20 protein-coding genes and 1 other RNA gene are annotated in these 23,498 nt (G+C 52.8%); 19 read left to right on the top strand and 2 right to left on the bottom strand.

Going from position 1 to position 23,498, the window contains the following annotated elements; all coding sequences use genetic code 11:
- Positions 1–35: 35 nt before the first annotated feature.
- The 5 genes from EBB54_RS28445 to EBB54_RS28465 all read left to right on the top strand — a co-directional run bounded on the left by EBB54_RS28445 (position 36) and on the right by EBB54_RS28465 (position 7,336).
- Positions 36–1,787 (top strand): ammonium transporter, encoded by a 1,752-nt coding sequence (locus EBB54_RS28445; protein ID WP_125130137.1) that lies wholly within the window; start codon positions 36–38, stop codon positions 1,785–1,787.
- A 131-nt stretch (positions 1,788–1,918) separates the two neighbouring features.
- Positions 1,919–3,295 (top strand): TrkH family potassium uptake protein, encoded by a 1,377-nt coding sequence (locus EBB54_RS28450; protein ID WP_125130139.1) that lies wholly within the window; start codon positions 1,919–1,921, stop codon positions 3,293–3,295.
- A gap of 75 nt (positions 3,296–3,370) precedes the next feature.
- On the top strand, positions 3,371–4,012 hold the full coding sequence (locus EBB54_RS28455; protein WP_004080481.1) for a potassium channel family protein: 642 nt from the start codon (positions 3,371–3,373) through the stop codon (positions 4,010–4,012).
- A 241-nt stretch (positions 4,013–4,253) separates the two neighbouring features.
- On the top strand, positions 4,254–5,879 hold the full coding sequence (locus tag EBB54_RS28460; protein WP_125130141.1) for a helix-turn-helix domain-containing protein: 1,626 nt from the start codon (positions 4,254–4,256) through the stop codon (positions 5,877–5,879).
- Between the two features lie 47 nt (positions 5,880–5,926).
- A complete protein-coding gene (locus EBB54_RS28465; protein WP_125130143.1) occupies positions 5,927–7,336 on the top strand; it encodes a deoxyguanosinetriphosphate triphosphohydrolase in 1,410 nt (469 codons plus the stop codon).
- Positions 7,337–7,431: 95 nt separating this feature from the next.
- On the opposite strand, the gene EBB54_RS28470 is transcribed toward EBB54_RS28465, so the two are convergent.
- Positions 7,432–8,733, bottom strand: coding sequence for a DUF6128 domain-containing protein (locus tag EBB54_RS28470; protein ID WP_125130145.1), 1,302 nt, complete (start codon positions 8,731–8,733; stop codon positions 7,432–7,434).
- Between the two features lie 179 nt (positions 8,734–8,912).
- On the opposite strand from EBB54_RS28470, the gene tadA reads away from it, so the two are divergent.
- Positions 8,913–9,389 carry a tRNA adenosine(34) deaminase TadA gene (gene tadA, locus EBB54_RS28475; RefSeq protein WP_125131102.1) on the top strand — a complete coding sequence of 159 codons (477 nt, stop codon included), beginning with the start codon at positions 8,913–8,915 and terminating at the stop codon, positions 9,387–9,389.
- A 104-nt stretch (positions 9,390–9,493) separates the two neighbouring features.
- Here tadA and ffs read toward each other — a convergent pair.
- An RNA gene (ffs, locus tag EBB54_RS28480) (signal recognition particle sRNA large type) lies at positions 9,494–9,757 on the bottom strand.
- A gap of 441 nt (positions 9,758–10,198) precedes the next feature.
- Between ffs and EBB54_RS28485 the strand changes: the two genes are divergently transcribed.
- The 13 genes from EBB54_RS28485 to EBB54_RS28545 all read left to right on the top strand — a co-directional run bounded on the left by EBB54_RS28485 (position 10,199) and on the right by EBB54_RS28545 (position 23,451).
- Entirely contained in the window at positions 10,199–11,752 is a 1,554-nt protein-coding gene (locus EBB54_RS28485; protein ID WP_125130147.1) for a VanW family protein, read from the top strand.
- A gap of 24 nt (positions 11,753–11,776) precedes the next feature.
- Complete coding sequence (locus tag EBB54_RS28490) at positions 11,777–12,784, top strand: AIR synthase related protein (RefSeq protein WP_125130149.1); 1,008 nt, start codon at positions 11,777–11,779, stop codon at positions 12,782–12,784.
- A gap of 91 nt (positions 12,785–12,875) precedes the next feature.
- Positions 12,876–13,376, top strand: a complete 501-nt coding sequence (locus EBB54_RS28495; RefSeq protein WP_004080507.1) for an Lrp/AsnC family transcriptional regulator — start codon at positions 12,876–12,878, stop codon at positions 13,374–13,376.
- Positions 13,376–14,554 (top strand): aminotransferase class I/II-fold pyridoxal phosphate-dependent enzyme, encoded by a 1,179-nt coding sequence (locus EBB54_RS28500; RefSeq protein WP_125130151.1) that lies wholly within the window; start codon positions 13,376–13,378, stop codon positions 14,552–14,554. The genes EBB54_RS28495 and EBB54_RS28500 overlap by 1 nt, the downstream gene beginning before the upstream one ends.
- Before the next feature lies 1 nt (position 14,555).
- Positions 14,556–15,053 (top strand): tRNA (cytidine(34)-2'-O)-methyltransferase, encoded by a 498-nt coding sequence (locus EBB54_RS28505; RefSeq protein WP_125130153.1) that lies wholly within the window; start codon positions 14,556–14,558, stop codon positions 15,051–15,053.
- Positions 15,054–15,145: 92 nt separating this feature from the next.
- Positions 15,146–15,454 carry a hypothetical protein gene (locus EBB54_RS28510; RefSeq protein ID WP_004080513.1) on the top strand — a complete coding sequence of 103 codons (309 nt, stop codon included), beginning with the start codon at positions 15,146–15,148 and terminating at the stop codon, positions 15,452–15,454.
- 268 nt (positions 15,455–15,722) lie between these two features.
- Complete coding sequence (locus EBB54_RS28515) at positions 15,723–17,735, top strand: V-type ATP synthase subunit I (RefSeq protein ID WP_125130155.1); 2,013 nt, start codon at positions 15,723–15,725, stop codon at positions 17,733–17,735.
- 3 nt (positions 17,736–17,738) lie between these two features.
- Entirely contained in the window at positions 17,739–18,221 is a 483-nt protein-coding gene (locus EBB54_RS28520; protein WP_125130157.1) for a V-type ATP synthase subunit K, read from the top strand.
- Between the two features lie 94 nt (positions 18,222–18,315).
- A complete protein-coding gene (locus tag EBB54_RS28525; protein ID WP_125130159.1) occupies positions 18,316–18,909 on the top strand; it encodes a V-type ATP synthase subunit E in 594 nt (197 codons plus the stop codon).
- Positions 18,910–19,005: 96 nt separating this feature from the next.
- On the top strand, positions 19,006–19,977 hold the full coding sequence (locus tag EBB54_RS28530) for a V0D/AC39 family V-type ATPase subunit (RefSeq protein WP_004080522.1): 972 nt from the start codon (positions 19,006–19,008) through the stop codon (positions 19,975–19,977).
- Complete coding sequence (locus tag EBB54_RS28535) at positions 19,970–20,290, top strand: V-type ATP synthase subunit F (protein ID WP_125130161.1); 321 nt, start codon at positions 19,970–19,972, stop codon at positions 20,288–20,290. Before EBB54_RS28530 ends, EBB54_RS28535 begins: the two co-directional genes overlap by 8 nt.
- 23 nt (positions 20,291–20,313) lie before the next feature.
- Positions 20,314–22,080 (top strand): V-type ATP synthase subunit A, encoded by a 1,767-nt coding sequence (locus tag EBB54_RS28540; protein WP_004080526.1) that lies wholly within the window; start codon positions 20,314–20,316, stop codon positions 22,078–22,080.
- Positions 22,081–23,451: a V-type ATP synthase subunit B gene (locus EBB54_RS28545; RefSeq protein ID WP_004080528.1), complete on the top strand. Its 1,371-nt coding sequence runs from the start codon at positions 22,081–22,083 to the stop codon at positions 23,449–23,451.
- Positions 23,452–23,498 lie beyond the last annotated feature (47 nt).

Raw genomic sequence — 23,498 nt, forward strand, 5'->3', positions numbered from 1 at the left:
ATGTCTGTTTAGCTGAAAATAGGAGGGAAATCATTATGACTGAAGAAATTATGATGGCAGTGGACAGTAAATTGTTCGGCGTCTGGTTCCTGATCGGCGCGGCGCTGGTATTCTGGATGCAGGCAGGCTTTGCCATGGTGGAAGCCGGATTTACCAGAGCGAAGAATACGGGCAATATCCTGATGAAGAATCTGATGGACTTCTGTATCGGTACGGTTATGTTTATTCTGATTGGTTTTGGACTGCTTCTGGGGGAGGATCTGCTAGGGCTGATTGGAAAGCCGGGGTTTGACATTTTTACATGCTATGGGGACTTTGGCTGGTCTGATTTTGTATTTAACCTGGTGTTCTGCGCGACCACCGCAACCATCGTGTCGGGGGCTATGGCGGAACGGACAAAATTTTTGTCCTACTGCATCTATTCGGGGGTGATCTCTGCATTGATCTACCCCATCGAAGCACACTGGATCTGGGGCGGCGGCTGGCTGGCACAGATGGGCTTCCATGATTTTGCGGGTTCCTGTGCAATCCACATGACCGGAGGACTCTCTGCGCTGATCGGAGCTAAGATCCTGGGACCCCGTATCGGAAAATTTTCCAGGGACAAATCGGGGGCTGTCACAAAGGTCAACGCATTTCCAGGGCATAACCTTCCGCTGGGATGTCTGGGTGTGTTTATCCTCTGGCTCGGCTGGTACGGCTTCAACGGTGCGGCGGCGGTCAGCGTAGAACAGCTTGGTTCCATTTTCGTGACTACCACCATCGCTCCGGCAATAGCAACCGTGGTATGCATGGTCTTTACGTGGGTCAGGTTTGGCAAGCCGGATATCTCCATGTGTCTGAATGCTTCCCTGGCCGGGCTGGTGGCGATCACCGCACCCTGCGACGTGGCGGATGCACTCGGCTCTGTCGTGATCGGTGCGGTGGCAGGACTTCTGGTGGTATTCGGTGTCTGGTTCCTGGACTATGTGCTGGCGGTGGATGACCCGGTAGGCGCGGTTGCCGTACATTTTATGAACGGTGTGTGGGGAACTCTGGCAGTGGGCCTGTTTGCGACAACCTCTGCCCCCGGAAATGATACCTTAACCGGGCTGTTCTATGGCGGCGGATTGGGACTGCTGGGAAAACAGGCCGTGGGGGTCTTGGGCGTCTGTGCATGGACGGCGGTGACGATTACGATTACATTTTTCATTATAAAGGCAACGGTCGGCCTGCGCGTGACCGCAGAGGAGGAGATCGTGGGGCTGGATTCCTGCGAGCACGGGCTGCCGTCCGCTTATGCAGGCTTCAGCATCATGGACATTTCCAATACTATGACCATGGAGGTCAACGAGAATACGGATCTTGGAAACGAAGAGTATGAGTCTGCGTCTGAACTGCAGAGAAATGCGGCCGTACGAGTGGTGGAGATGCCGGCAGCAGCGGCGGGCTCGGGTATTTTCAAGGTAGTTATTATCTCCAAACTCTCCAGATATGAGAAAGTGAAAAAGGTGATGAACGATCTGGGCGTTACCGGCATGACCGTGACCCAGGTGATGGGCTGCGGGATTCAGAAGGGTGCCGGAGAGATGTACCGCGGGGTGGAAATGGACGCCACGCTGCTTCCGAAGGTAAAGATCGAAGTGGTAGTCAGCAAGATCCCGGTGGCTTCTGTTATAGAAGCAGCGAAGAAGGCACTCTATACCGGCCGAATCGGAGACGGAAAGATCTTCGTCTACAATGTGGATAAGGTTGTAAAGATACGGACAGGAGAGGAGAATTTTGCTGCTCTGCAGGATGTGGAATAGAATCAGGACAACATTGCGGTGCGCACCCGAACAGGGTGCGTATTTTTCATTTCTTGACGGTTTGGCGTTCTTCTAGTAAAATGGAAAATAGCTATGGTATCTGGAGGATTGGATTTGCGGGAGAAGGGTGAATGAGGAACAAGAAAAATATCAGATGGAATACGCTGCGTATAACGGCGGCCGGATTCCTGGGCGTGATTCTGCTGGGGGCCATGCTCCTATATCTGCCTGTCAGCAACACCCAGCCCATCGCGTTTATAGACGCATTATTCACGGCAGTCACATCGGTGTGTGTGACGGGGCTGGTAACGGTGGTTCCGGCGTCGCAGTTTACGCTGTTTGGAAAGATTATACTGCTTGTGCTGATCCAGATCGGCGGGCTGGGGGTGATCGCCTGCGCGACGCTGTTTTTATTTCTGCTCAACCGGAGGATCACCATTCAGGAACGGGTGGTGCTCAAGGAGGCTTATGGGGCGGACCGGCTGGGCGGGATCGTGAAGATGGTGAAAAAAGTGATTCTGGGAACCTTTGCGGTGGAAGGGGCCGGAGCGGTCATGTACGCCTTCCAGTTCATTCCTGAATACGGAGTGATCCGCGGAATAGGATACTCCGTTTTTCACGCGGTTTCTGCCTTCTGTAATGCGGGGATCGACATTCTGGGAAACAACAGCCTTGCGGACTATGTGACCAATCCGATCATCAATGTGACGACCATCCTGCTGATCATTTTAAGCGGTCTTGGCTTTACGGTTTGGTTTGATGTGATCGGCACCAGCCGCAGGGTGATCCGGGGAGAGGTGCCCACGCGCTGGTGGTTTACCAGGCTGCGGCTTCAATCAAAGCTTGCCCTCCTGATGACGGGGACCCTGCTTCTTGCCGGGACATTGTTTGTCCTTTTCGTGGAAAATGGAAACCCGGAGACCATCGGAGGGCTGAATCCGGGGCAGAAGCTGATGGCGTCCCTGTTCCAGTCCGTGACCACAAGGACAGCCGGATTTTTCACGGTACCCCAGGGGGCGCTGCATGCGGAGTCCAAGCTGTTCTGTGCGATTCTGATGTTTATCGGAGGCTCTCCGGGCGGAACGGCAGGCGGGGTGAAAACCACCACATTTGTTATGCTGTTTCTTGCCTGCCTGACGTTTGTGCGGGGAGGAAACGATACGGAGTGTATGGGAAAGAAAATTACGGTGGCAAATTTCCGAACCGGATTCTGTGTCATTATGGTTGCGTTTGCCGTATTTATCACCGGGACGATTGCGATCCTCATCATTGAGCCGGACAGTATCCTGCTGGAAAATGTAATCTATGAGACTGCGTCCGCGGTGGGCACCGTCGGGCTGACGGCGGATTTGACGCCGCAGCTGAGCCGCATCAGCCAGTCGGTTCTGATGGTTATGATGTATATCGGAAGACTGGGGCCGCTGACGCTGGCGCTGATGTTTGCGGGAAAGACGCATCCAAGGGATCGGATACGAAGTCTGCCGGAAGAGCAGATCATGGTAGGATAGGCGGGTTTCGCAGGCGAAACTCCTTTGCTTTGGATGCAGGTTCGGGATTATATTTGGAAAGGAATCGGGCAGATTATGAAAAAACAATTCATTGTATTGGGGCTTGGAAGTTTTGGGGCCAGTGTAGCGGTCACGCTGCAGCAGTTGGGGTGCGATGTCGTAGCGGTGGATCAGGATATGGAACGTGTAAATGACGTGGCGGAGATGGTGACTTACGCCATGCAGGCGGATATCGGGAATCCGGATCTGCTTTTATCCCTGGGATCGAATAATTATGACGGACTGGTGGTGGCTGCTGCGGAGGACATGGAAGCCAGTATAATGGCAACCCTGGTGGCGAAGGAAATCGGAATCCCACATGTGCTGTGCAAGGCGCGGGATAACCGGCATGCGGCGGTGCTTCGGAAGATCGGTGCGGACGCGGTGGTATTTCCGGAGGAAGAGATGGGAAAACGGATTGCAAAAAATCTCATGTCCGCGAATTTTGCGGATTGGATTGCGCTGTCGCCGGATTACAGCGTGGTGGAGGTCAGGACGCCGTCCTACTGGGTCGGCAAGACCTTAAAGGAGCTGGATCTGAGAAGGGCACATGAGTTGAATGTGGTCGGGATCAAGGATGGGGACCGCGTGGAGATCACCCCCGACCCGGATATACCTTTGAAAGAAGAAAGTATTTTGATGCTTATAGGCGCCAACAAAACGCTGGAAAAGCTGTAACAAAATTTGATCTGGAAAAAAGCATGGCTGTCTGCGGTGAGATGCCAAAGACGGCCATGCTTTTTTGCGCTGCAGTAAACGATTTTCTTTTTGCCGCAGGATTTGTCGGATTTTCGCAAGAATAGTTGACGGGTAAAATGTGATTTGATAAAATGAAAAAAGTGCAGTGTGAAACGGAAATATTTCTAAGAGACTGATCCTCATAGTAAAAATAGACGGAAAATGCAGAAGGAGGAAGACCATGGAAGATTTGTCATTTGGCGAACAGGTCAAGATTATTTTAAGCCGGAAGGGCATGACGATAAAAGAACTGGCGGAACAGATTGAGGCCACCACGAAAAAGAAAATGTCCAGACAGAATCTGACACAGCGTCTTGGAAGGGATAACTTTCAGGAAAAGGATATGCGGATGATCGCGGCGATTCTGGGCTGTCCTTTTCAGTTGAGTATCTTTCCGCTGGAAAACGGAGCGGGAGAAAAGGCGGAGCCGATGGAAGAACTCCTTTTGAAATATGTCAAGCACCCGAAGGCGCAGCCGAAAAAGAAAAAGGATGACATGGAGGACGGCTACTACCAGCAGGTGCTTGTGTTTGATCAGGATTCGCCGGGGATAGCGGCATCCGACGCGGATGCAGATGGGGTAGCGGCGTTAGATGCAGGTGTCCCGGGAATGATGTCGGATGCAGACAGAGAATCGGTATCCGATGCAGGTGCAGCAGGAGCCATGGCGGACACAGACAGAGAATCGTCATCCGATGCAGACGCCCAGGACAAGGCGGCAGATCCGGGCAGAGAAGCTGTGGCGCCAGCCGGCGCCTTCGATCCTTTTGCGGAAGACTCGGATTTTGACGAGGACGACGACCTGCTGGAGATCGATATTCTCGATCCGGAGGATTCCGAAGACCTGGATGAGGCAGATCTTTTATATGGAGGATTCAAGACAAAGCGGATTGACCGGGCGGCGATCCTTGCTGCGGCAAGGAAGGCTGAGGAAGAAAAGTGGGATGCCATAACAGGAACCAGGGACAGAACCGAAGAGGCACGGGGGCAGGAGCTCCGAAGCCAGGGAACTGCAGCGGAAGCGGCAGACGGCGCAGAAGAGAATCACACTTCGGATGCCCTCCGGCAGAGCGGCCCGGCGGAGAGAATAAACGCAGCGGGAGAGGAGCGCAGACCGGAGGCTCAGGGTGCCGGTACTGACTACAGTACGGAGCCACGGGGTTCTGGCGCAGACCGCAGTACGGAGGCACGGGACGCTGGTGCAGACCCGGCTTTGGAAATTCCGGGGGCCGCAGTTGACGCAGAGAGCAGTGTGGAGTCCCAATACCAGAATGATGTACCGAAGGCTGCAAGCGGGGACAGGGAAGCTTCCGGCACAAAGGAGCAGGATTTTGGCAGAAAAGCGGCAGAGGAGAAGGAACCCACTGCTGCGGAGGAACGGGATCTGACGATTGGGGAACTGTATATGATCCACAAGGAACTGGACGAGCTGGAGGAAACCCTGCATCCAAGGGCGGATGTAAGCATGGAGGTTCCGGCGCAGGCAGCGCCCACAGATCCGGAACCGATTTATGCGGCCGGGCAGGAAGAACCGGAAGAAGATCCGGAACCAGAGGATTTTGAACCGGTTATCCGGTATGAGGACGCGGAGGAAAACCTGGAGCTTGGGGAAATGAACCCATATACCGGCCGCGAATATCAGACCAACAGTGTGCGGATGCATCCGTCCAGGATCGGCTATGTACAGGTATACGACCGTTTCCAGCACGGCTGGACGGATATGACGGAATGGGCCTTCCTTGGATACCAGGAGCGGAAGAAAACACTCCTCGGCAGGGATTATGAGCCGCCCATTTATCTGGACTGACCGGCAGGCGCAGACCGCACAGGCAAAACGAAGGGAGAAGATCAATCATGGAGTGGAATACGCTGCTTTCTGCAAAACGTATGCGGGGCGGTTTTTATACGGCAAAAAAGTCCGCGGACCTGAGAAGTGAATTTGAAAAGGATTATCACCGTATCATCGGCAGCGCTTCCTTTCGGAGGCTGCAGGACAAGACCCAGGTTTTTCCGCTGGACAAAAGCGATTTTATACGAACCCGCCTGACCCATTCCCTGGAGGTGTCCTCTTTTGCCAAATCATTGGGGCAGAACATCGGGCAGAAGCTTTTGACCGGAAATATGGATCCCGGGTTTACCCAGCAGATGAAAGAGGATATCTGCCATATCCTGCAGTGCGCCGGACTGATCCATGATATCGGAAACCCGCCGTTCGGGCATTTTGGAGAACTGGCGATCCGGGAATGGTTCGAGGGCAACCTAAAGCGGCTCAGATTTTACGGGGAACCGGTGGAAGACATTCTGGAACCTCAGATGAAGGCGGACTTCTATCATTTTGAAGGAAATGCGCAGGCTCTGCGGCTTGTCACAAAGCTGCATTATCTGGTGGATGAAAATGGTATGAACCTGACCTGCGCCCTTTTGGACACAATCGTAAAATATCCGGTTCCGTCTACAGGGATCGACAAGTCCACGGGCAACATCAAAGACAAGAAGATGGGATACTATTATGCGGAGCGGGAGATATACGAAGAGATTTCCAGAGAAACAGGCACAGGCTTTTGCAGGCACCCGCTGACGTACATACTGGAAGCGGCCGACGATCTGGCATACAGCACGGCGGATATTGAGGACGCATTTGTGAAAGGCTATATCACATACAATATGCTGGTGGAGGAGCTGGAAAAGCTGGGTGAGAGCTGCCGCTGCCCCGGTTTTGACGCGCTGGAAAAGATTCAGGTCTATTACCGGAGAGGGCAGGAAAAGGGAATCTGGAATCCGGAAAGCTATGCGGTGAAAAACTGGGTGGTCCGTCTACAGGCTGTGCTGATTAACTGCGCGACAGACGGGTTTATTTCCAACTATGACAGGATCATGAAGGGCGAATATGACCGCAATCTCTTCCAGGGCACTTACGGCGAGCCGCTCATGAAGCTGCTGGGAGAAATGGCATACAAGAAGGTATTCTGCTCCAATGATATCTACAAAATGGAGATCGCGGAGGGTGTGATCCTGGATTTCCTGATGGAAAAGCTGGTGTCCGCGATCCTCTATTATGATACGGATAAAAAGCCGACTTCTATGGATACCAGGGTGGTTTCCTTCATATCAGACAATTATGTAAATGCTTACCGCCACCAGGCAAAGGGAAAAAGCGAAGCGGAGAAGCTCTATCTCCGCCTGCTTCTTGTCACAGATTACGTCTGCGGCATGACGGACAGCTATGCAAAACGGCTGTATCAGGAATTGAGAGGGATCGTGTGAGCGTTTTGCATTTTATTCCTGCGAAGCAGCGAGCCGGGCGGCCGTGCCTGCATGGATTGGGCGGCTGCCGCGGGGGTCAAATATCCCGCAGCTTGCTACGGGGTATTTGACTTGAGGTAACAGCACCAGTATCCAAAGTTCGCATTCGGATTGCATTCGTCATCCGTGAGCTGCAGGGAGTCGTTGTAGGAATCGGTGAACTGAGGAAAACCGAACAGCCTGGCGGCTCTGGCTTCGTGGGGGTCATAAATGCCCGGGACGCCGAGCCAGTAGTGTCCGTCCTTTTCAATCAGGAGCAGATGATTGTAATTGTGATACCCGTGCAGAAGAAAACTGTTGTTGGCAAGGTGCCAATATCTTCGGGGCAGGATCGACATTTCGGAACGCTGGATCTTTTTTACGTTATGGGATGGCTGGTCCGCAGATGCGTTTTGGCTGCTGCGGGAAGCCTGTTCGGCCTGCGTGTCCTGCTCTGTCTGGCATTCCTGCCCGGCGGGAGAATCTTGTGCAGTACCGCATTTCTGCTCCGGAGGAGAATCCTGCCTGTCATCGCATCCCTGTTCTGTGGAAGGGCTCTGCGCGTGATCACATTCCTGCTCTGGGGGAGGGTTTTGCATGTGATTGCACTCCTGTTCTGCGGGAGGGCTCTGCGTGTGACCGCACTCCTGCTCTGCGGGAGAGCTCTGCGTGTGACCGCACTCCTGCTCTGCGGGAGGGCTTTGCATGTGATTGCACTCCTGCTCTGGGGGAGGATTTTGCGTGTGGCTGCACTCTTGCTCCGTGGAAGAATGTTGTCTGTCACCGCGCTCTGCAAAGCGGTTCTCTTTGCTTTGCCCAGAGTTTTCTGTGGGGCTGCTTTCCGAAAGAACCGCATCGCTTTCCCGTTCCGGCTCCCTTCGGTCCGGGGCAGGTTCAGGCGGTTCCTCGGCATTGCATTCGTGAATGGATTCTGCTTCCAGCTCCGGGGGAGCTTTGGGCTCTCTCGCCGGGGAAGGAGAATCCGGACGGTTTTTCGGTTCGCCGGACAGCAGCTTAGCGGCATCCACAGCTATACCGGGCGCGGCCGCGGCGAGAATGTGCCCGTTTGAAAGGGGCAGAAAAAATCCGTTAATGGTGTCCAGCGTCTGGCCGGTGGGAAAACGGGATTCCGCGGAACTCATCCTTGCAGAAACAGAATGATTGGCGCAGGTGATTTCCGTCAGGACTGCAGATGTCGTTTGCTCGTTTTCCGGATAAAAGGCGCAGAGCTTTATTGTGTCCGCGTAGGATACCGGAATCCCCCGTGCATTGAGCTGCAGGGTACAGGAGTGATAGTACCGGGTGATTTTCAGAAAACCGGCATTGCGCAGCTTTTTCGTACCGTTATATTCATAAAGATAGAAAATACCAGGTTTCATATTTGCCTCCAGTCTTGTCTTTTCTACCATTAGTGTATTCAATGGGGTTGGGAAAAAGAACTGTCCGGATGCCTGGGCCGGAAGAAATGCAGCAGAAAGGAAGTCCTATGGATCAGAACAAAACGATGGATTCGAACAGGAATCCGAACCAAAATTCACAGACCGGCCGGGAGGCGGACATAAAACGGGATGAAAAATATATGCGGGAAGCGATCCGTCAGGCCCGGAAAGCCTACGCACTGGAGGAGGTACCCATCGGCTGCGTGATCGTCTGTCAGGACAAGATCATCGGCAGAGGATATAACCGGCGCACCGTGGATAAAAATACACTGGCTCATGCGGAACTGACAGCCATCCGAAAAGCATGCAGAAAAATGGATGACTGGCGGCTGGAGGAGTGCACCATGTACGTGACCCTGGAGCCATGCCAGATGTGTTCGGGGGCCATCGTGCAGGCGCGGATTCCCCGGGTGGTGGTGGGCTGTATGAACCCAAAGGCGGGATGTGCCGGTTCCATCTTGAATCTGCTGGACAGGAAGGAATTTAACCATCAGGCGGAGCTGACAGTGGGAGTACTTGCCGAGGAATGCAGCGAAATGATGAAGCAGTTTTTCCGGGAGCTGCGGGAGCGGCAAAAAGCAAAAAAGAAAAGCTGACCGGGCTTTGCTTTACAAAAAGAATCGTTTATATGAAAGAAATATGTTTACAAAAAAACTGCCGACGGCAGTTTTTTATATACAAAAGCAATCTGAATTTTTTTTCGTGCATTACGCTTCGAATGCATCTCCACAAACGTTACCTTGGCAGTTAACTCGACCCAGGCACCCTCATAACACCCGGAAGGTTCTGCTTAGTGCTGCTTCGTTCCCGACCTGACACGGTTCACAGATTCCCGTCGCATGAGACCCGGATCTTCATCGCCACTTTCCAAGGGCAGCTTTGCAAATCAGCACCCTCAGCGTAATATCACCCCTGCTATAGCGGATTGCAGGTACAAGGTACCGCTAACACCCCGGCTGCACGAGTTTTAATTTTACATGGTTTTTCCGAAAATGTCAATGCATTCGGCGGCAGAAAAAAAATTTCCGGCCAATACAGTGATGGGGCGTGCAGGCGCGGCCCGAACATTATCTTTTATGAAATGGTTGAAAAAGAGTATGTAAAATGCTAAAATTTATGAAAAGTAAAAAAGCGGCGGCTTTTTCCGCTAAAAAACGGTACGCCCCCATGCTTTCAGAAAAAAGGAGTTGAACGAAATGAACTTTTACAGTAAAAAATTCCGTAAGTTTGCGGCAGGATTGATCTTACTTGTGATTTTTGCAATGGTAGCCACGATGGTGATACCGTATCTGATATAACCATCAAAAAAGAGCGGGCAGGAGGGAAAGAGACTGCCTGCTTTATATAAAGAGAATCCGGGAAATTCACCGGCTTGTCCGAGGAAGAATCAGAGGATTGAGAAGAGATGACAACAAAAAGGAGAAAGCGCAGAAGACGGAGAAGCAGCCGGCAGGAGACACTGCGCGACCTGTGTTTGCTGGGATTTGTCCTGGTCTGTGCGGTTGTGCTGTATGCCGGAAGCCAGTCGGTTCTGCGCAGCTATGTAAAAAAGCACGACGACGGCAAGATTCTTTCCGGTGTTTTCGTAGGCAATACGGATGTGTCCGGGATGAACCGCAAGGAGGCACTGGAAGCGGTACAAAAAGATGTGACCGACTGCGGCGCGGTGATGGTCACATTGGAGATCTCGGAAGAAAAGGAATTTGAAGCTTCCCTGAATGAACTGGGGCTTTCATCACCCGGGCTGAAGGACGCTGTGGAAGAGGCCGTGGAGTACGGCAAGACAGGAACCATGTCCCAGTCCTACAAAATAATAAAAAAGGCCCAGAAGAAAAAATTGGAGCACCGCATTCCCCTCGAGTACAAAGTGGAGGAGCGGGCTGCCGCCAGGGTTCTTTCATCGCGCTCCCAGGCCATGCTTGATACACCGGTGAATGCCGCGATCGTGCAGGGGCCGGAAGGCATCCAGGTGACGGAACCCAAAGAGGGCGAAGTCCTGAACACAGAACAGACTATCCAGAACCTGAACCGGTTTCTGAATGAAGGCTGGAACGGGAAGCCCGGAAACGTAAAGGCTGTCATAGAGAAAAAAGACGCACCTGTCACAGCCGAAGATCTGGCCGAACTGACGGATATTCTGGGAAGCTGCACGACCTATTACGGAGACAGCGGGGAAGGCAGGCTCAAAAACGTAGAATCCGGGGCAAACCACCTGAACGGGATTTTTCTGCGGCCCGGGGAGGAACAGTCGGCCAATGAGGCGATGGAGCCATACACCATCGAAAACGGCTATGCTGAGGCGGATTCCTACGAGAGCAACACGGTCGTGCAGACCATGGGAGGGGGGATCTGCCAGGTGTCCTCGACCCTTTACAATGCGCTCTTGTTCGCGGAACTGGAGATCGTGGAACGCTACCCCCATTCCATGCTGGTGTCCTATGTGGAGGCATCCAAGGATGCGGCCATTGCGGACGACCTGCTGGATCTGGTGTTTAAAAACAATCTGGATTATCCGATTTATATCCAGGCTGTACTGGCGGACGGCAATCTGACCTTCAATATATATGGAAAAGAAACCCGCAGCCCGGATCGTACGCTGACATTTATCAGTGAGAGCAGGGAAAGCGAGGACACGGAAGGAAAGCGCTTTGTTGCGACGGAAAACTATATCGGGTATCTGGCGATCCAGAGTTATGCGCATCCGGAGATCACGGCGCAGCTCTGGAAGGTGGTAACGGAAAACGGCCAGGAGGTCAGCCGGGACGTGATCAACTACAGCCAGTACATGGCGGTGCCGGAAACCTACGGAGTGGGCGTCCTTTCAGACGATCTGGCCGATACGGATAAGATGAACAGCGCCATTATGACCCAGGATGAAGAGACAATTCAGAATACCATGAACGAGATTTTATACGGCCCGGCAGACTACACGGATGATACGGGAAATACACAGCAATGACAGACCATGCAGCAGGAGGAGATCATGAAACCAGGAAAGCTTTCGCAGACCGTATGGAACAGATCCGTACAAAAACAACTGAACAGGGATCAGGAACATGCATTTCTGCTGCATCCGTCCAAGGCGGAGATGTGTACGGCAATGCGCCCGGGGCCGGGCAGACTTTCTCTGACGGCTTCTGCCTCGGTCTTCGGGCAGGCCCCTTCCCTGGGCGTTTATGCCGTTGCATCGGCAGTCAATGATCTGGCCGCCAGAGGTGCACAGCCCATGGGAATCACGGCACAGATCACGCTTCCGGCGGAAGCGGAGGAGCCGTTTCTAAAGGAACTGCTCCGGCAGATGGAAGGATTGTGCCGCAGGCTGGACATTTCCATTGCAGGCATACAGGCGGAGGTCAGTCCGGCCGTCACCCAGGCTATGCTGCAGGTGACAGCCCTGGGTCAGGCAAAGGAGGACGGGCTTTTGCGTCTTGCGGACGCGGCGCCTGGACAGGACATTGTACTTTGCGGGTATATCGGGCTGGAAGGGATGCTGCGGATTCTGGACGAGTGCCGGGGAGAACTGGGCAGGCGGTTTGCGCCCGGGTTTCTGCGCCAGGCGAAGGCACTGGAGGACCGGCTGATCCAACTGGAAGCCATCCGTATAGCATCCGGCTTTGCCACTGCCATGCAGCAGGTCGGAAGCGGCGGCATCCTGGGAACCCTCTGGGAGGTGGCCGAAGCGGCTCATGTGGGACTGGCGGCAGACCTGAAAAAAATGAGTATCCGCCAGGAGACGGTGGAAATCTGTGAATATTATCATCTGAACCCTTATCAGATGACTTCTGCGGGATGCATCCTGATGATCACGGAGCACGGGGAGCGTCTTGTGCAGGCCCTGAACAGGGGAGGCGCGCGAGCCGGTGTGCTTGGGGTCACTACTGCAGGGAATGCACGGGTGGTCACAAGCGGAGAAGAAAGAAGATTCTTAGACCGTCCCGCACCGGACGAGCTGATGCGGTGGTGGACGAAACGTTTATCGGAGACAGGGTAACAAAGCGGCAGAGAGAACCTAATGCCGCGGCATTTGCCATACTCCTGTTTCATACAGTAATAAATAAAATTTTAATATAGAAAGGAACACTATGGAAAATCGTTTGACACTGAGAAATGAAATTTTAAAAAATATGGAAAGGAACAGCCGGATCGACTTAAAAGAGCTGTCCGTGCTGCTGGGGCTGGAGGAAGCCACAGTTGCAAATGAAGTCGCGGAGATGGAGAAGGAAAAAGTGATCTGCGGATACCATACGCTGATCGACTGGGACAAGACCGGCACGGAGAAGGTGACCGCGCTGATCGAAGTGCGTGTGACTCCCCAGAGGAACCAGGGCTTCGACCGGATCGCGGAGCGCGTCTACAACTACCCGGAGGTACATGCGGTATACCTGATCTCCGGCGGCTACGATCTGCTGGTGACTCTGGAAGGCAAGACGCTCAAAGAGGTGTCCCGCTTCGTATCCGAAAAGCTGGCTCCCATTGATTCCGTGATCAGCACCGCAACCTATTTCATCCTGAAAAAATACAAAGACTTCGGGACGATCATGGTGCCTAAGACGGAATCCGAAAGGATGGTGGTGACTCCATAATGAGAAACCCTATCGCAAAAAAAATTACGCGGGTCAGGCCGTCCGGAATCCGGAAGTTTTTCGACATCGCAAGCGAGATGGACGACGTTATTTCACTGGGAGTCGGGGAACCGGATTTTGATACGCCCTGGAGGATTCGGGAGGAAGGCATCTTTTCCCTGGAAAGAGGAAGGACTTTTTACACCTCCAATGCCGGGCTTCAGGAGCTGCGGGACGAGATCTGCCGCTACCTGGACCGGAAGATCCACGTATCCTATGACCCCAAAAAAGAGACTATGGTGACTGTAGGCGGAAGCGAGGCCATCGACGTGGCGCTGCGCTGTATGCTGGATCCGGGCGACGAGGTGATGATTCCCCAGCCCTGCTATGTATCTTATGTGCCCTGCACCATCATGGCGGACGGGGTGCCTGTCATCGTGGAACTGAAAAATGAAAATGAATTTAAACTGACGGTGGAGGACATGGAGAAGAAGGTCACCGACCGGACGAAGATCCTGGTGATGCCGTTTCCCAACAACCCCACCGGCTCTATTATGACCAGGGAAGACCTGGAACCTGTAGCGGAATTTGTAAAAAAACACGACCTCTATGTGATTTCCGACGAGATTTATTCGGAACTGAGCTACAAGGGCGAACATGTTTCCATCGCAAGCCTGCCGGGAATGCGGGAGAGAACGATCGTGATCAACGGGTTTTCCAAAGGCTTCGCAATGACCGGGTGGCGTCTCGGATACTGCTGCGGGCCGGAAGAGATCCTCAGCCAGATGATCAAGCTCCATCAGTTTGCCATCATGTGCGCGCCCACCAACAGCCAGTACGCGGCGGTGGAAGGGCTGCGCAGCTGTGAAGACGATGTGGAAGAGATGCGCAGGGCATACAACCAGAGGAGACGGTATTTGATGCATGAGTTTGAGCGGATGGGGCTGAAATGCTTTGAACCGTATGGGGCGTTTTACGTGTTCCCGAGTATCAGGGAGTTTGGAATGTCTTCCGACGAATTTGCCACAAGGCTTTTGAAGGAGGAGCGGGTAGCCGTGGTGCCGGGAAGCGCGTTCGGGGAATGCGGGGAAGGCTTCTTAAGAATTTCCTATGCCTATTCCCTGGAAGACTTAAAGGCGGCCCTGGGCAGGCTGGAACACTTCATTCAGAGGCTTCGGAAGGAGCAGGAGAGGGACTGACATGCTGAATATCGTATTGCTGGAACCGGAGATCCCGGCCAACACCGGGAATATTGGTAGAACATGCGTGGCAACAGGGAGCCGGCTCCACCTGATCGAACCCCTGGGTTTCCGCCTGGATGAAAAGTCGCTCCGCCGCGCGGGGATGGATTACTGGAAAGATCTGGATGTTACGACTTATATCAATTACGAGGATTTTCTGGAAAAAAATCCCGGGGCGAAGCTCTATATGGCAACCACAAAGGCAGAAAAAATGTATACCCAGATCCGGTATGAACCGGACTGCTATATCATGTTCGGAAAAGAAAGCGCCGGGATTCCGGAGGAAATCCTGGTGCGTCACCGTGAGGACTGTGTGCGGATTCCCATGATCGGGGGAATCCGTTCCCTGAACCTGGGCAATTCCGCCGCGGTCATCCTGTACGAAGCGCTGCGGCAGAACCGGTTCTCCGGAATGGAGACGGCGGGAAGCCTGCACCGCCTGGAGTGGGAGCCATAGATTTGTTGGAAATTTATGAAAAAATTGTAGACTATATCCCAAGAATTGTGGTATTATATAAAATGTGTACTTAGAAAGAAGGTGAGTCAGGTATGGTCGAGAACACAATTCAGGCAATTAAAGAGACCGAAGCGAAGGCAGATGCAGTGGTCAGAGAAGCTGAGTCCAAGTACAGAGAGATTCTGGATGAGGCAGCAAAAAAAGCAGAGGCATTAAAGTCAGAACAGATTCAGAGTACTAAGCAGAAGGCTCAGTCCGATATGGAAAAGGCAAAAGAAAAAGGTACACAGGATTTGGATTCAGCGATGTCCGAGATTCGAAAAGAGGTGGCGGCGCTCAAAGAGCTGGCCCAGCAGAAGCACGATGCGGCGGTGAATCTTGTGGTATCGGAACTGATTTGAGACAGAGGGCGTCAATCAGGTACGGAGCAGGGATATTTTGACAAGTACACGAATGCGCATGGTGTCATCAATTCCGGGGGGATTGGTGGCTTTCGCTTTGTTTAAACAAATTGTACTTGGAGAGACGGTCTTATGCGAAGTGCCGGACATTTCTGTCGGATATGATCCGTGACCGCGGATGATATCAAACATGATTTTTCAAAGCAGGATCAAAGATCACCGCTTGGAAAAGTCAAAAAAATAGGAAAGAAAAAGGAGGGATTAGATTATGGCGGTATTGCAGATGCAGCGAATCAGTATCTGCGCATTGAAGAAGAACCGGAAAGCGATTCTGGAAAAGCTGCAGAGCATGGGCGTCATGGAGGTCAGCCAATTCCTGGAGGAAGACGAAGATTTCAGGCGGATGGATACGGCGAATGCCAGAAGCAGCTTTGAAAAAGCAGCAGCCTCCGTTGACCGTGCGCTGGATATTCTTCAGATTTACGCGCCGGAGAAAAAGTCGATGCTGTCTTCCCTTGCCGGAAAGGATCTGGTCGATCAGGAGAGTTATCGGCAGATCATCGGCGACAAGGAAAGTCTGCTCCGGACAGCGAACCAGATCCAGTCGCTGGACCGGGAGCGGGCAGAGCAGAAATCCGAGATCCTGAAGCTGGAGAACAGTATCGAGAGCCTCGCACCATGGCTTCCTCTGGAAGTCCCAATGGATTATGAGGGGACAACGCATACAGAGATGCTCCTCGGAACCATGTCGGGAGAGTGTTCTCTGGAACAGATCTATTCCGCAGTTGCCGAGAAGGCGCCGGAAGCCCAGGGCTTTGAAGCGCATATCATCTCCGCGGGACAGGAGGGAACCTATCTGACGGTGTTCTGTCTCAGGGAGGAGGCGCGTCAGATTGAAGAAGCGCTTCGAGGCAGGGGATTTGCAAGGCCATCCCAGGTTCTGCAGCAGGTACCTGCCGCGGCAAAGTCAGAGATGGAGGCTGAGATCAGAAGGCGGGAGTCAAAGATCGACGAGATTGAGCAGCAGCTTACCGGCCTGGGAGTCAGCCGGGACAGCTTGAAGCTCCTTGCAGACTATTACCGCGTCCGCGCAGACAAGTATGAGGTGCTGGGAACACTGCCCCAGTCAGAACGTACATTTTTTATCAGCGGCTATGTTCCGGTAAAATATGCGGATAAGCTGAAAAATGCGCTGGAGAGCAGGTATGATTGTGTAGTTGACGTAGAAGAGCTGAAAGAGGATGAGGAGGCGCCGGTGCTTCTTCATAACAATTCGTTCTCTGAGAGTGCGGAAGGGATTCTGGAATCCTATGGTCTCCCGGCAAAGGGAGAGATCGACCCGACGGCGATCATGTCCGTATTCTATGTATTTTTGTTTGGTTTGATGCTGTCCGATGCGGCTTACGGCGCGATCGTATCCATCGCATGCGGCGCAGCACTTAAAAAGTTCCCAAGGATGGGAGCGGGTATGAAAAAGTCCCTGAAGCTGTTTTTCTGGTGCGGGCTTTCCACACTGTTCTGGGGCATCATGTTCGGCGGTTACTTTGGAGATGTGGTCAATGTCGTATCCAGGACATTCCTGGGGAACGAGGTGGAGATACCGGCCCTTTGGTTCATTCCGCTGAATGACCCGATGAAGCTTTTGATCTATTCCATGCTGTTTGGTCTGATTCACCTGTTTACAGGTCTGGGAATCAAAGGATATATGTGTATCAAGGACAACAGATACCTGGATTTCTTCTGTGATGTGGTACTCTGGTTCCTGTTCCTGATCGGACTGATCATCATGTTCCTGCCGACAGACATTTTTGCTTCTGTTGCAGGTGCGAAGATCGTATTCCCGGAATTTGTCAATCTTCTGGGCAAAGGCTTCGCGATTGCCGGAGTGGTAGGCATCCTGCTGATGTCGGGCAGGGAGAATAAAAACTTCGGACTCAGGATCGCGCTGGGAGCATATGATTTATATAATGTCACAGGATGGCTCAGCGACGTGCTGTCCTATTCCAGACTTCTGGCTCTGGGGCTTGCAACAGGTGTTATCGCGCAGGTTGTCAACCAGATGGGAAGTATGGGCGGCAACGGCATCTTCGGCGTGATATTATTCATCGTTGTGTTTATCGTGGGACATACGCTGAACCTGGCGATTAATCTGCTGGGCGCTTATGTTCACACAAACCGTCTGCAGTATGTAGAATTTTTCGGAAAGTTCTATGAGGGCGGCGGAAGAATGTTCAATCCATTTAAAGAAAATACAAAATATGCAGATATTAAGGAGGACTAGGAAATGATTTTAGAAAGTTTAGGAATTGTTTATGCGCTTTTAGGTGCGGCATGTGCGGTATTTCTTGCAGGTGCGGGGTCAGCTTTGGGAGTTGGTGTAGCAGGTCAGGCAGCGTCAGGCGTTGTATCGGAAGATCCGAGCAAGTTCGCTAAGGTACTGATCATGCAGCTTCTGCCAGGTACACAGGGTATCTACGGTCTGCTGGTTGGGTTCATCACTCTGTCCAAGATCGGTATCATCGGCGGCGGCGCAGTTGAGATTTCTCCGTCTACAGGACTTCTGATCCTGGCAGCATGCCTTCCGATCGGAATCGTAGGACTGATTTCCGGAAAATCCCAAGGCAAGACAGCAGCGGCTGCAATCGGAATCGTTGCAAAGAAACCGGATCAGTTCGGTAAGGCAATGCTGTTCCCGGCCATGGTTGAGACCTATGCGATTCTGGCGCTTCTGATCTCCATTTTGGCAGTCAGCGGAATCCAGGTATAATTCAGCTTGATCTTCCGCAGCAGCCTGCCGGGAATGGAATTTCCCGGAAGCTGCCGAAGCGGAAAGAAAAAATGATAAGTATGAGGTGTGATAGATGAGTGGATTAGACAAGATAAAAAGTCAGATCCTGGATGAAGCGAACCACTCGGCAGAAATGAAGCTGGCGGAGGCCAATGAGAAAGCGGAGCAGATGATCAGCGAAGCGAAGGCAGAGGCGGAAGCAGAGGCTTCAAAGCTGTATGCAAAATCCAAGGAGGCGGTTGCGGTTTACGCGGATCGGGTGAAGTCATCCGGCGAGATGCAGCGTAAGCAGGCAATCCTCCAGGCAAAGCAGGAAGTGATCGCGGAGGTGCTCCAGAACGCATATGAGAAGGTGTGCGCACAGGACGATGCGGCATATTTCGGGATGATCACAAGGATGCTCGAAAAATATGCCCAGCCTGGGGACGGCATCATCTCTTTCAATGCGAAGGATCTGAAGCGTATGCCGAAGGGATTTGAAGCCGAGATGGAAAAGGCCGCTCAGAAAAAGGGCGGAAGCCTGAAGCTGTCTTCGGAAGCAAAAGAGATGGATGGCGGCTTTATCCTGGTATACGGCGGTGTGGAAGAGAATTGTACGATCCGGGCAATGTTTGACGCAAAGAGAGATTATTTGTCCGATAAAGTTCATGAGGTGTTATTTATATAGAATATAGCTATGCGGGGATTACGCATAGCTGTATACCATAGTATACGAAAAAGTCTGCCGAAGGCAGGTTTTTCGTATGACACAGGAGGGAATATTTTGAATGATTTAGAATATACTTACGCGGTTGCGCGTATACGTTCGTTGGAAGCATCCCTGCTGACGGATTCTGTAATTGACCAGCTTGTGAACTGTCAGAGTGAAAAGCAGTGCCTGGAGCTGTTGAGCGAAAAGGGCTGGGGAGACCATGAGACGGGCCTTGATGCCTCCGCCATGTTAAAGCGGGAGGAGGAGAAGACCTGGGAGGTGATCCGGGAAGTGGCTCCGGATCTGTCCGTGTTTGATGTGCTTTCCTATTCTAAGGTATACCATAATCTGAAAGCGGCGATCAAGGAAGTGTGCACCGAGGTTCAGACGGAGAATATTTTCTACGACGACTGCGCGATCCCAGGAAGGGAGATGCTGGAGATCGTGGAAAATAAAGAGTTCGGCCGGCTTCCGGACAACATGGCTGCCGTGGCGCAGGAGGCATATGATACGCTTCTTCATACACGGGACGGCCAGCTCTGCGACGTGATCGTAGACCGTGCGGCGCTCGAAGCCATCTATGAGGCAGGCATGAGCGCGAAGGACGAGATCATCCGCAATTACGCGGAGTCTACGGTTGCCATCGCGGATATCAAGATTGCGGTGCGATGCCAGAAGACCGGAAAGTCTCTGGACTTCATGAAGCGTGCCCTGGCGGAATGCGAAAGCGTCAGTGCGGATCAGCTTGCCAAGGCGGCTCTGTCCGGGCCGGAGGCAATCGGAGAATACCTGTCCGGAACGGCCTATGCGGAAGGCGCGCAGGCTCTGGAGGAGTCTCCGTCCGCATTTGAACGCTGGTGCGACAACCGGATGATGGAAACCATCCGTCCCCAGAAGTACAATGCGTTTTCAGTAGGGCCTCTGGTGGCGTATCAGCTTGCCAGGGAGAATGAGATCAAGACAGTTCGGATCATCCTGACCGGAAAGCAGAATGAATTTCCGGATGAGGCGATTCGGGAAAGGGTAAGGGAGATGTATGTATAAGATTGCAGTTATCGGCGATTACGACAGTATCTATGGTTTCGCGACGCTGGGTCTTAGCATCTGTCCGGTAAAGACCACCGAAGAAGCCAAGGATAAGCTGCGCCAGCTTGCAGGCGGAAAATATGGAATCATCTATATTACAGAAGCCGTGGCGGCAGAAATTAAAGATGAAATAGCGGAATATCAGGAGCAGACCACGCCGGCGATCATTCAGATTCCGGGCGTGTCCGGGAATACCGGGGCAGGTGTGGAAGGCGTCAAGAAGACGGTGGAGCAGGCTGTCGGATCAGATATTCTGTTTTCTGAAGAATAAAGAAATTGGAGGTAATTCGTCAAATGAGCAGAGGCGTAATCAAAAAAGTCGCAGGCCCGCTTGTTATTGCATCGGGTATGCGCGACGCGAATATGTTTGACGTGGTTCGTGTCAGCAACCAGAGACTGATTGGCGAAATCATTGAAATGCATGGAGATGAGGCTTCCATTCAGGTATATGAGGAGACGTCCGGACTGGGACCGGGAGAGCCGGTAGAGTCTATGGAAGTTCCTATGGCCGTAGAATTGGGGCCTGGCCTGATCACCAGCATTTATGACGGAATCCAGAGGCCGCTGGATGATATTATGAAAGTTTCGGGGAACAATCTGAAGCGTGGTGTGGAAGTGCCCTCCCTGAAGCGTGACCTGAAATGGAACTTTGTTCCCACCGTAAAGGTTGGGGATGAAGTGGAGCCGGGCGATGTGATCGGTACCGTACAGGAGACCATCGTTGTAGAGCAGAAGATCATGGTTCCGGTTGGAACTACCGGAAAGATCAAAGAGATCAAAGCAGGAGAATTTACGGTAGAAGACGTGGTAGCGGTTGTAGAGACTGCACAGGGCGACAAAGAACTGACCATGATGCAGAAGTGGCCGGTCCGCCGCGGAAGACCTTACCAGAAAAAGCTTCCGCCGGAGATGCCGCTGGTAACAGGACAGCGTGTTGTAGATACCTTCTTCCCCATCGCAAAGGGCGGTGTGGCTGCGGTACCGGGACCTTTCGGAAGCGGTAAGACAGTCATCCAGCATCAGCTCGCGAAGTGGGCGGAAGCCGACATCGTAGTTTACATCGGATGCGGAGAACGTGGAAATGAGATGACCGACGTTCTGAACGAGTTCCCGGAACTGAAGGATCCGAAGACGGGCCAGTCCCTGATGGAAAGAACCGTTCTGATCGCGAATACGTCCGATATGCCTGTGGCTGCCCGTGAGGCATCCATTTACACAGGTATCACCATTGCCGAGTATTTCCGTGACATGGGATATTCCGTAGCATTGATGGCAGACTCCACATCCCGTTGGGCGGAGGCGCTCCGTGAGATGTCCGGACGTCTGGAAGAGATGCCTGGTGAGGAAGGTTACCCGGCATACCTGGGAAGCCGTCTGGCACAGTTCTATGAGCGTGCGGGACACGTGGTCTCCCTTGGAAAAGAAGGACGCGAAGGCGCCCTGTCCGTAATCGGCGCCGTATCCCCTCCGGGCGGTGATATTTCCGAGCCTGTATCCCAGGCAACACTGCGTATCGTCAAGGTGTTCTGGGGACTGGATTCCGCGCTGGCATATAAGAGACATTTCCCGGCGATCAACTGGCTGACCAGCTATTCGCTGTATGTGGATAATATGAGAGACTGGTTCAATACGCAGGTTGCGGAAGACTGGGTAGAAAACCGCCAGAAGATGATGTCCCTGCTCCAGGAAGAAGCAGAGCTGGAAGAGATCGTAAAGATGGTAGGTATGGACGCGCTGTCTGCAGGCGACCGCCTGAAGATGGAAGCAGCCCGCTCCATCCGTGAGGACTTCCTGCATCAGAACTCCTTCCACGAGGTAGATACTTATACATCTCTGAAGAAGCAGCATATGATGATGAATCTGGTTCTCGCATACTATGACCTGTCTGTCGAGGCACTGGGCCAGGGCGCGCCGCTGCAGAAGCTGGTAGACCTTCCGGTGCGCGAGCAGATCGGACGTTTCAAATATGTGACAGAAGACAATCTGGACGTAGAATATGACAAAGTAAACAAAGAACTTCATGTTGAGGTTTCCAATTCATTGGGAAAGGAGGAATTCTAAATGCCGAAAGAGTATAGAACTATACAGGAAGTTGCAGGCCCGCTGATGCTGGTACGCGGCGTAGAGAATGTCACCTACGATGAACTGGGAGAGATCGAGCTTGCAAGCGGGGAGACCCGCCGGTGCAAGGTTCTGGAGATCAACGGAAGTGATGCACTGGTACAGTTGTTTGAGAGCTCCACAGGTATCAACCTGTCCAACAGCAAGGTTCGTTTCCTGGGACGGAGCATGGAGCTGGGCGTATCTGAGGATATGCTGGGACGTGTCTTTGACGGCCTTGGCAATCCCATTGACGACGGCCCGGCGATTCTGCCGGATGCCCGCATGGACATCAACGGTCTGCCCATGAATCCGGCGGCAAGAAGCTATCCGGAGGAGTTTATCCAGACCGGTGTTTCCGCCATCGACGGACTGAACACACTGGTCCGCGGACAGAAGCTGCCGATCTTCTCGGCTTCCGGTCTGCCCCATGCGAACCTGGCGGCGCAGATCGCAAGACAGGCGAAGGTTTTGGGAACAGATGAAAACTTTGCCGTTGTATTTGCTGCGTTGGGTATTACCTTCGAGGAGTCCAACTTCTTTATCGAGAGTTTTAAGGAGACAGGTGCCATTGACCGTACCGTCCTCTTTATCAACCTGGCAAATGACCCGGCCATTGAGCGTATCGCAACGCCGAAGATGGCGCTGACCGCTGCGGAATATCTGGCATTTGAGAAGGATATGCACGTTCTGGTTATCCTGACGGATATCACCAACTACGCGGACGCCCTGCGTGAGGTCTCCGCGGCGCGTAAGGAAGTACCGGGACGCCGTGGTTATCCGGGATATATGTACACCGACCTGGCGACCATGTATGAGAGAGCCGGACGTCAGACAGGAAAGAAGGGAAGTATCACCATGATCCCGATCCTGACCATGCCCGAGGATGACAAGACCCATCCGATCCCTGACCTGACAGGTTATATCACGGAGGGACAGATCATCTTGAGCCGTGACCTTTACCGGAAAGGTATCGCTCCGCCGATCGACGTACTGCCGTCCCTGTCCCGTCTGAAGGATAAGGGTATCGGTGAAGGCAAGACCCGTGCGGATCATGCCAATACCATGAACCAGTTGTTCTCCGCGTATGCCCGCGGAAAGGATGCCAAGGAATTGATGGTTATCCTGGGTGAGGCTGCGCTGACAGAGATCGACCTGCTCTATGCGAAGTTTGCAGACGCATTTGAAGCAGAATATGTATCCCAGGGATACAATGCTGACAGAGATATCCAGGAGACACTGGATATCGGATGGAAATTACTCTCCATGCTGCCGAGAACCGAGTTGAAGCGTATCGACGACAAGTTCCTGGATAAGTATTATCAGGGTTAACCCCCCGGTTGCTTTGTGTAAATATAATGCAATCTGTGATTGCTGAC

It is taken from the genome of Schaedlerella arabinosiphila (genome assembly GCF_003885045.1).
Classification (GTDB): Bacteria; Bacillota; Clostridia; order Lachnospirales; family Lachnospiraceae; genus Schaedlerella; species Schaedlerella arabinosiphila.

Excerpts from the sequence above, each read along its gene's own strand:
- EBB54_RS28445 (WP_125130137.1), top strand. The coding sequence starts at position 36 with ATGACTGAAGAAATTATGATGGCAGTGGACAGTAAATTGTTCGGCGTC.
- EBB54_RS28450 (WP_125130139.1), top strand. The coding sequence starts at position 1,919 with ATGAGGAACAAGAAAAATATCAGATGGAATACGCTGCGTATAACGGCG.
- EBB54_RS28455 (WP_004080481.1), top strand. The coding sequence starts at position 3,371 with ATGAAAAAACAATTCATTGTATTGGGGCTTGGAAGTTTTGGGGCCAGT.
- EBB54_RS28460 (WP_125130141.1), top strand. The coding sequence starts at position 4,254 with ATGGAAGATTTGTCATTTGGCGAACAGGTCAAGATTATTTTAAGCCGG.
- EBB54_RS28465 (WP_125130143.1), top strand. The coding sequence starts at position 5,927 with ATGGAGTGGAATACGCTGCTTTCTGCAAAACGTATGCGGGGCGGTTTT.
- EBB54_RS28470 (WP_125130145.1), bottom strand. The coding sequence starts at position 8,733 with ATGAAACCTGGTATTTTCTATCTTTATGAATATAACGGTACGAAAAAG.
- EBB54_RS28485 (WP_125130147.1), top strand. The coding sequence starts at position 10,199 with ATGACAACAAAAAGGAGAAAGCGCAGAAGACGGAGAAGCAGCCGGCAG.
- EBB54_RS28490 (WP_125130149.1), top strand. The coding sequence starts at position 11,777 with ATGAAACCAGGAAAGCTTTCGCAGACCGTATGGAACAGATCCGTACAA.
- EBB54_RS28495 (WP_004080507.1), top strand. The coding sequence starts at position 12,876 with ATGGAAAATCGTTTGACACTGAGAAATGAAATTTTAAAAAATATGGAA.
- EBB54_RS28500 (WP_125130151.1), top strand. The coding sequence starts at position 13,376 with ATGAGAAACCCTATCGCAAAAAAAATTACGCGGGTCAGGCCGTCCGGA.
- EBB54_RS28505 (WP_125130153.1), top strand. The coding sequence starts at position 14,556 with ATGCTGAATATCGTATTGCTGGAACCGGAGATCCCGGCCAACACCGGG.
- EBB54_RS28510 (WP_004080513.1), top strand. The coding sequence starts at position 15,146 with ATGGTCGAGAACACAATTCAGGCAATTAAAGAGACCGAAGCGAAGGCA.
- EBB54_RS28515 (WP_125130155.1), top strand. The coding sequence starts at position 15,723 with ATGGCGGTATTGCAGATGCAGCGAATCAGTATCTGCGCATTGAAGAAG.
- EBB54_RS28520 (WP_125130157.1), top strand. The coding sequence starts at position 17,739 with ATGATTTTAGAAAGTTTAGGAATTGTTTATGCGCTTTTAGGTGCGGCA.
- EBB54_RS28525 (WP_125130159.1), top strand. The coding sequence starts at position 18,316 with ATGAGTGGATTAGACAAGATAAAAAGTCAGATCCTGGATGAAGCGAAC.
- EBB54_RS28535 (WP_125130161.1), top strand. The coding sequence starts at position 19,970 with ATGTATAAGATTGCAGTTATCGGCGATTACGACAGTATCTATGGTTTC.
- EBB54_RS28540 (WP_004080526.1), top strand. The coding sequence starts at position 20,314 with ATGAGCAGAGGCGTAATCAAAAAAGTCGCAGGCCCGCTTGTTATTGCA.
- EBB54_RS28545 (WP_004080528.1), top strand. The coding sequence starts at position 22,081 with ATGCCGAAAGAGTATAGAACTATACAGGAAGTTGCAGGCCCGCTGATG.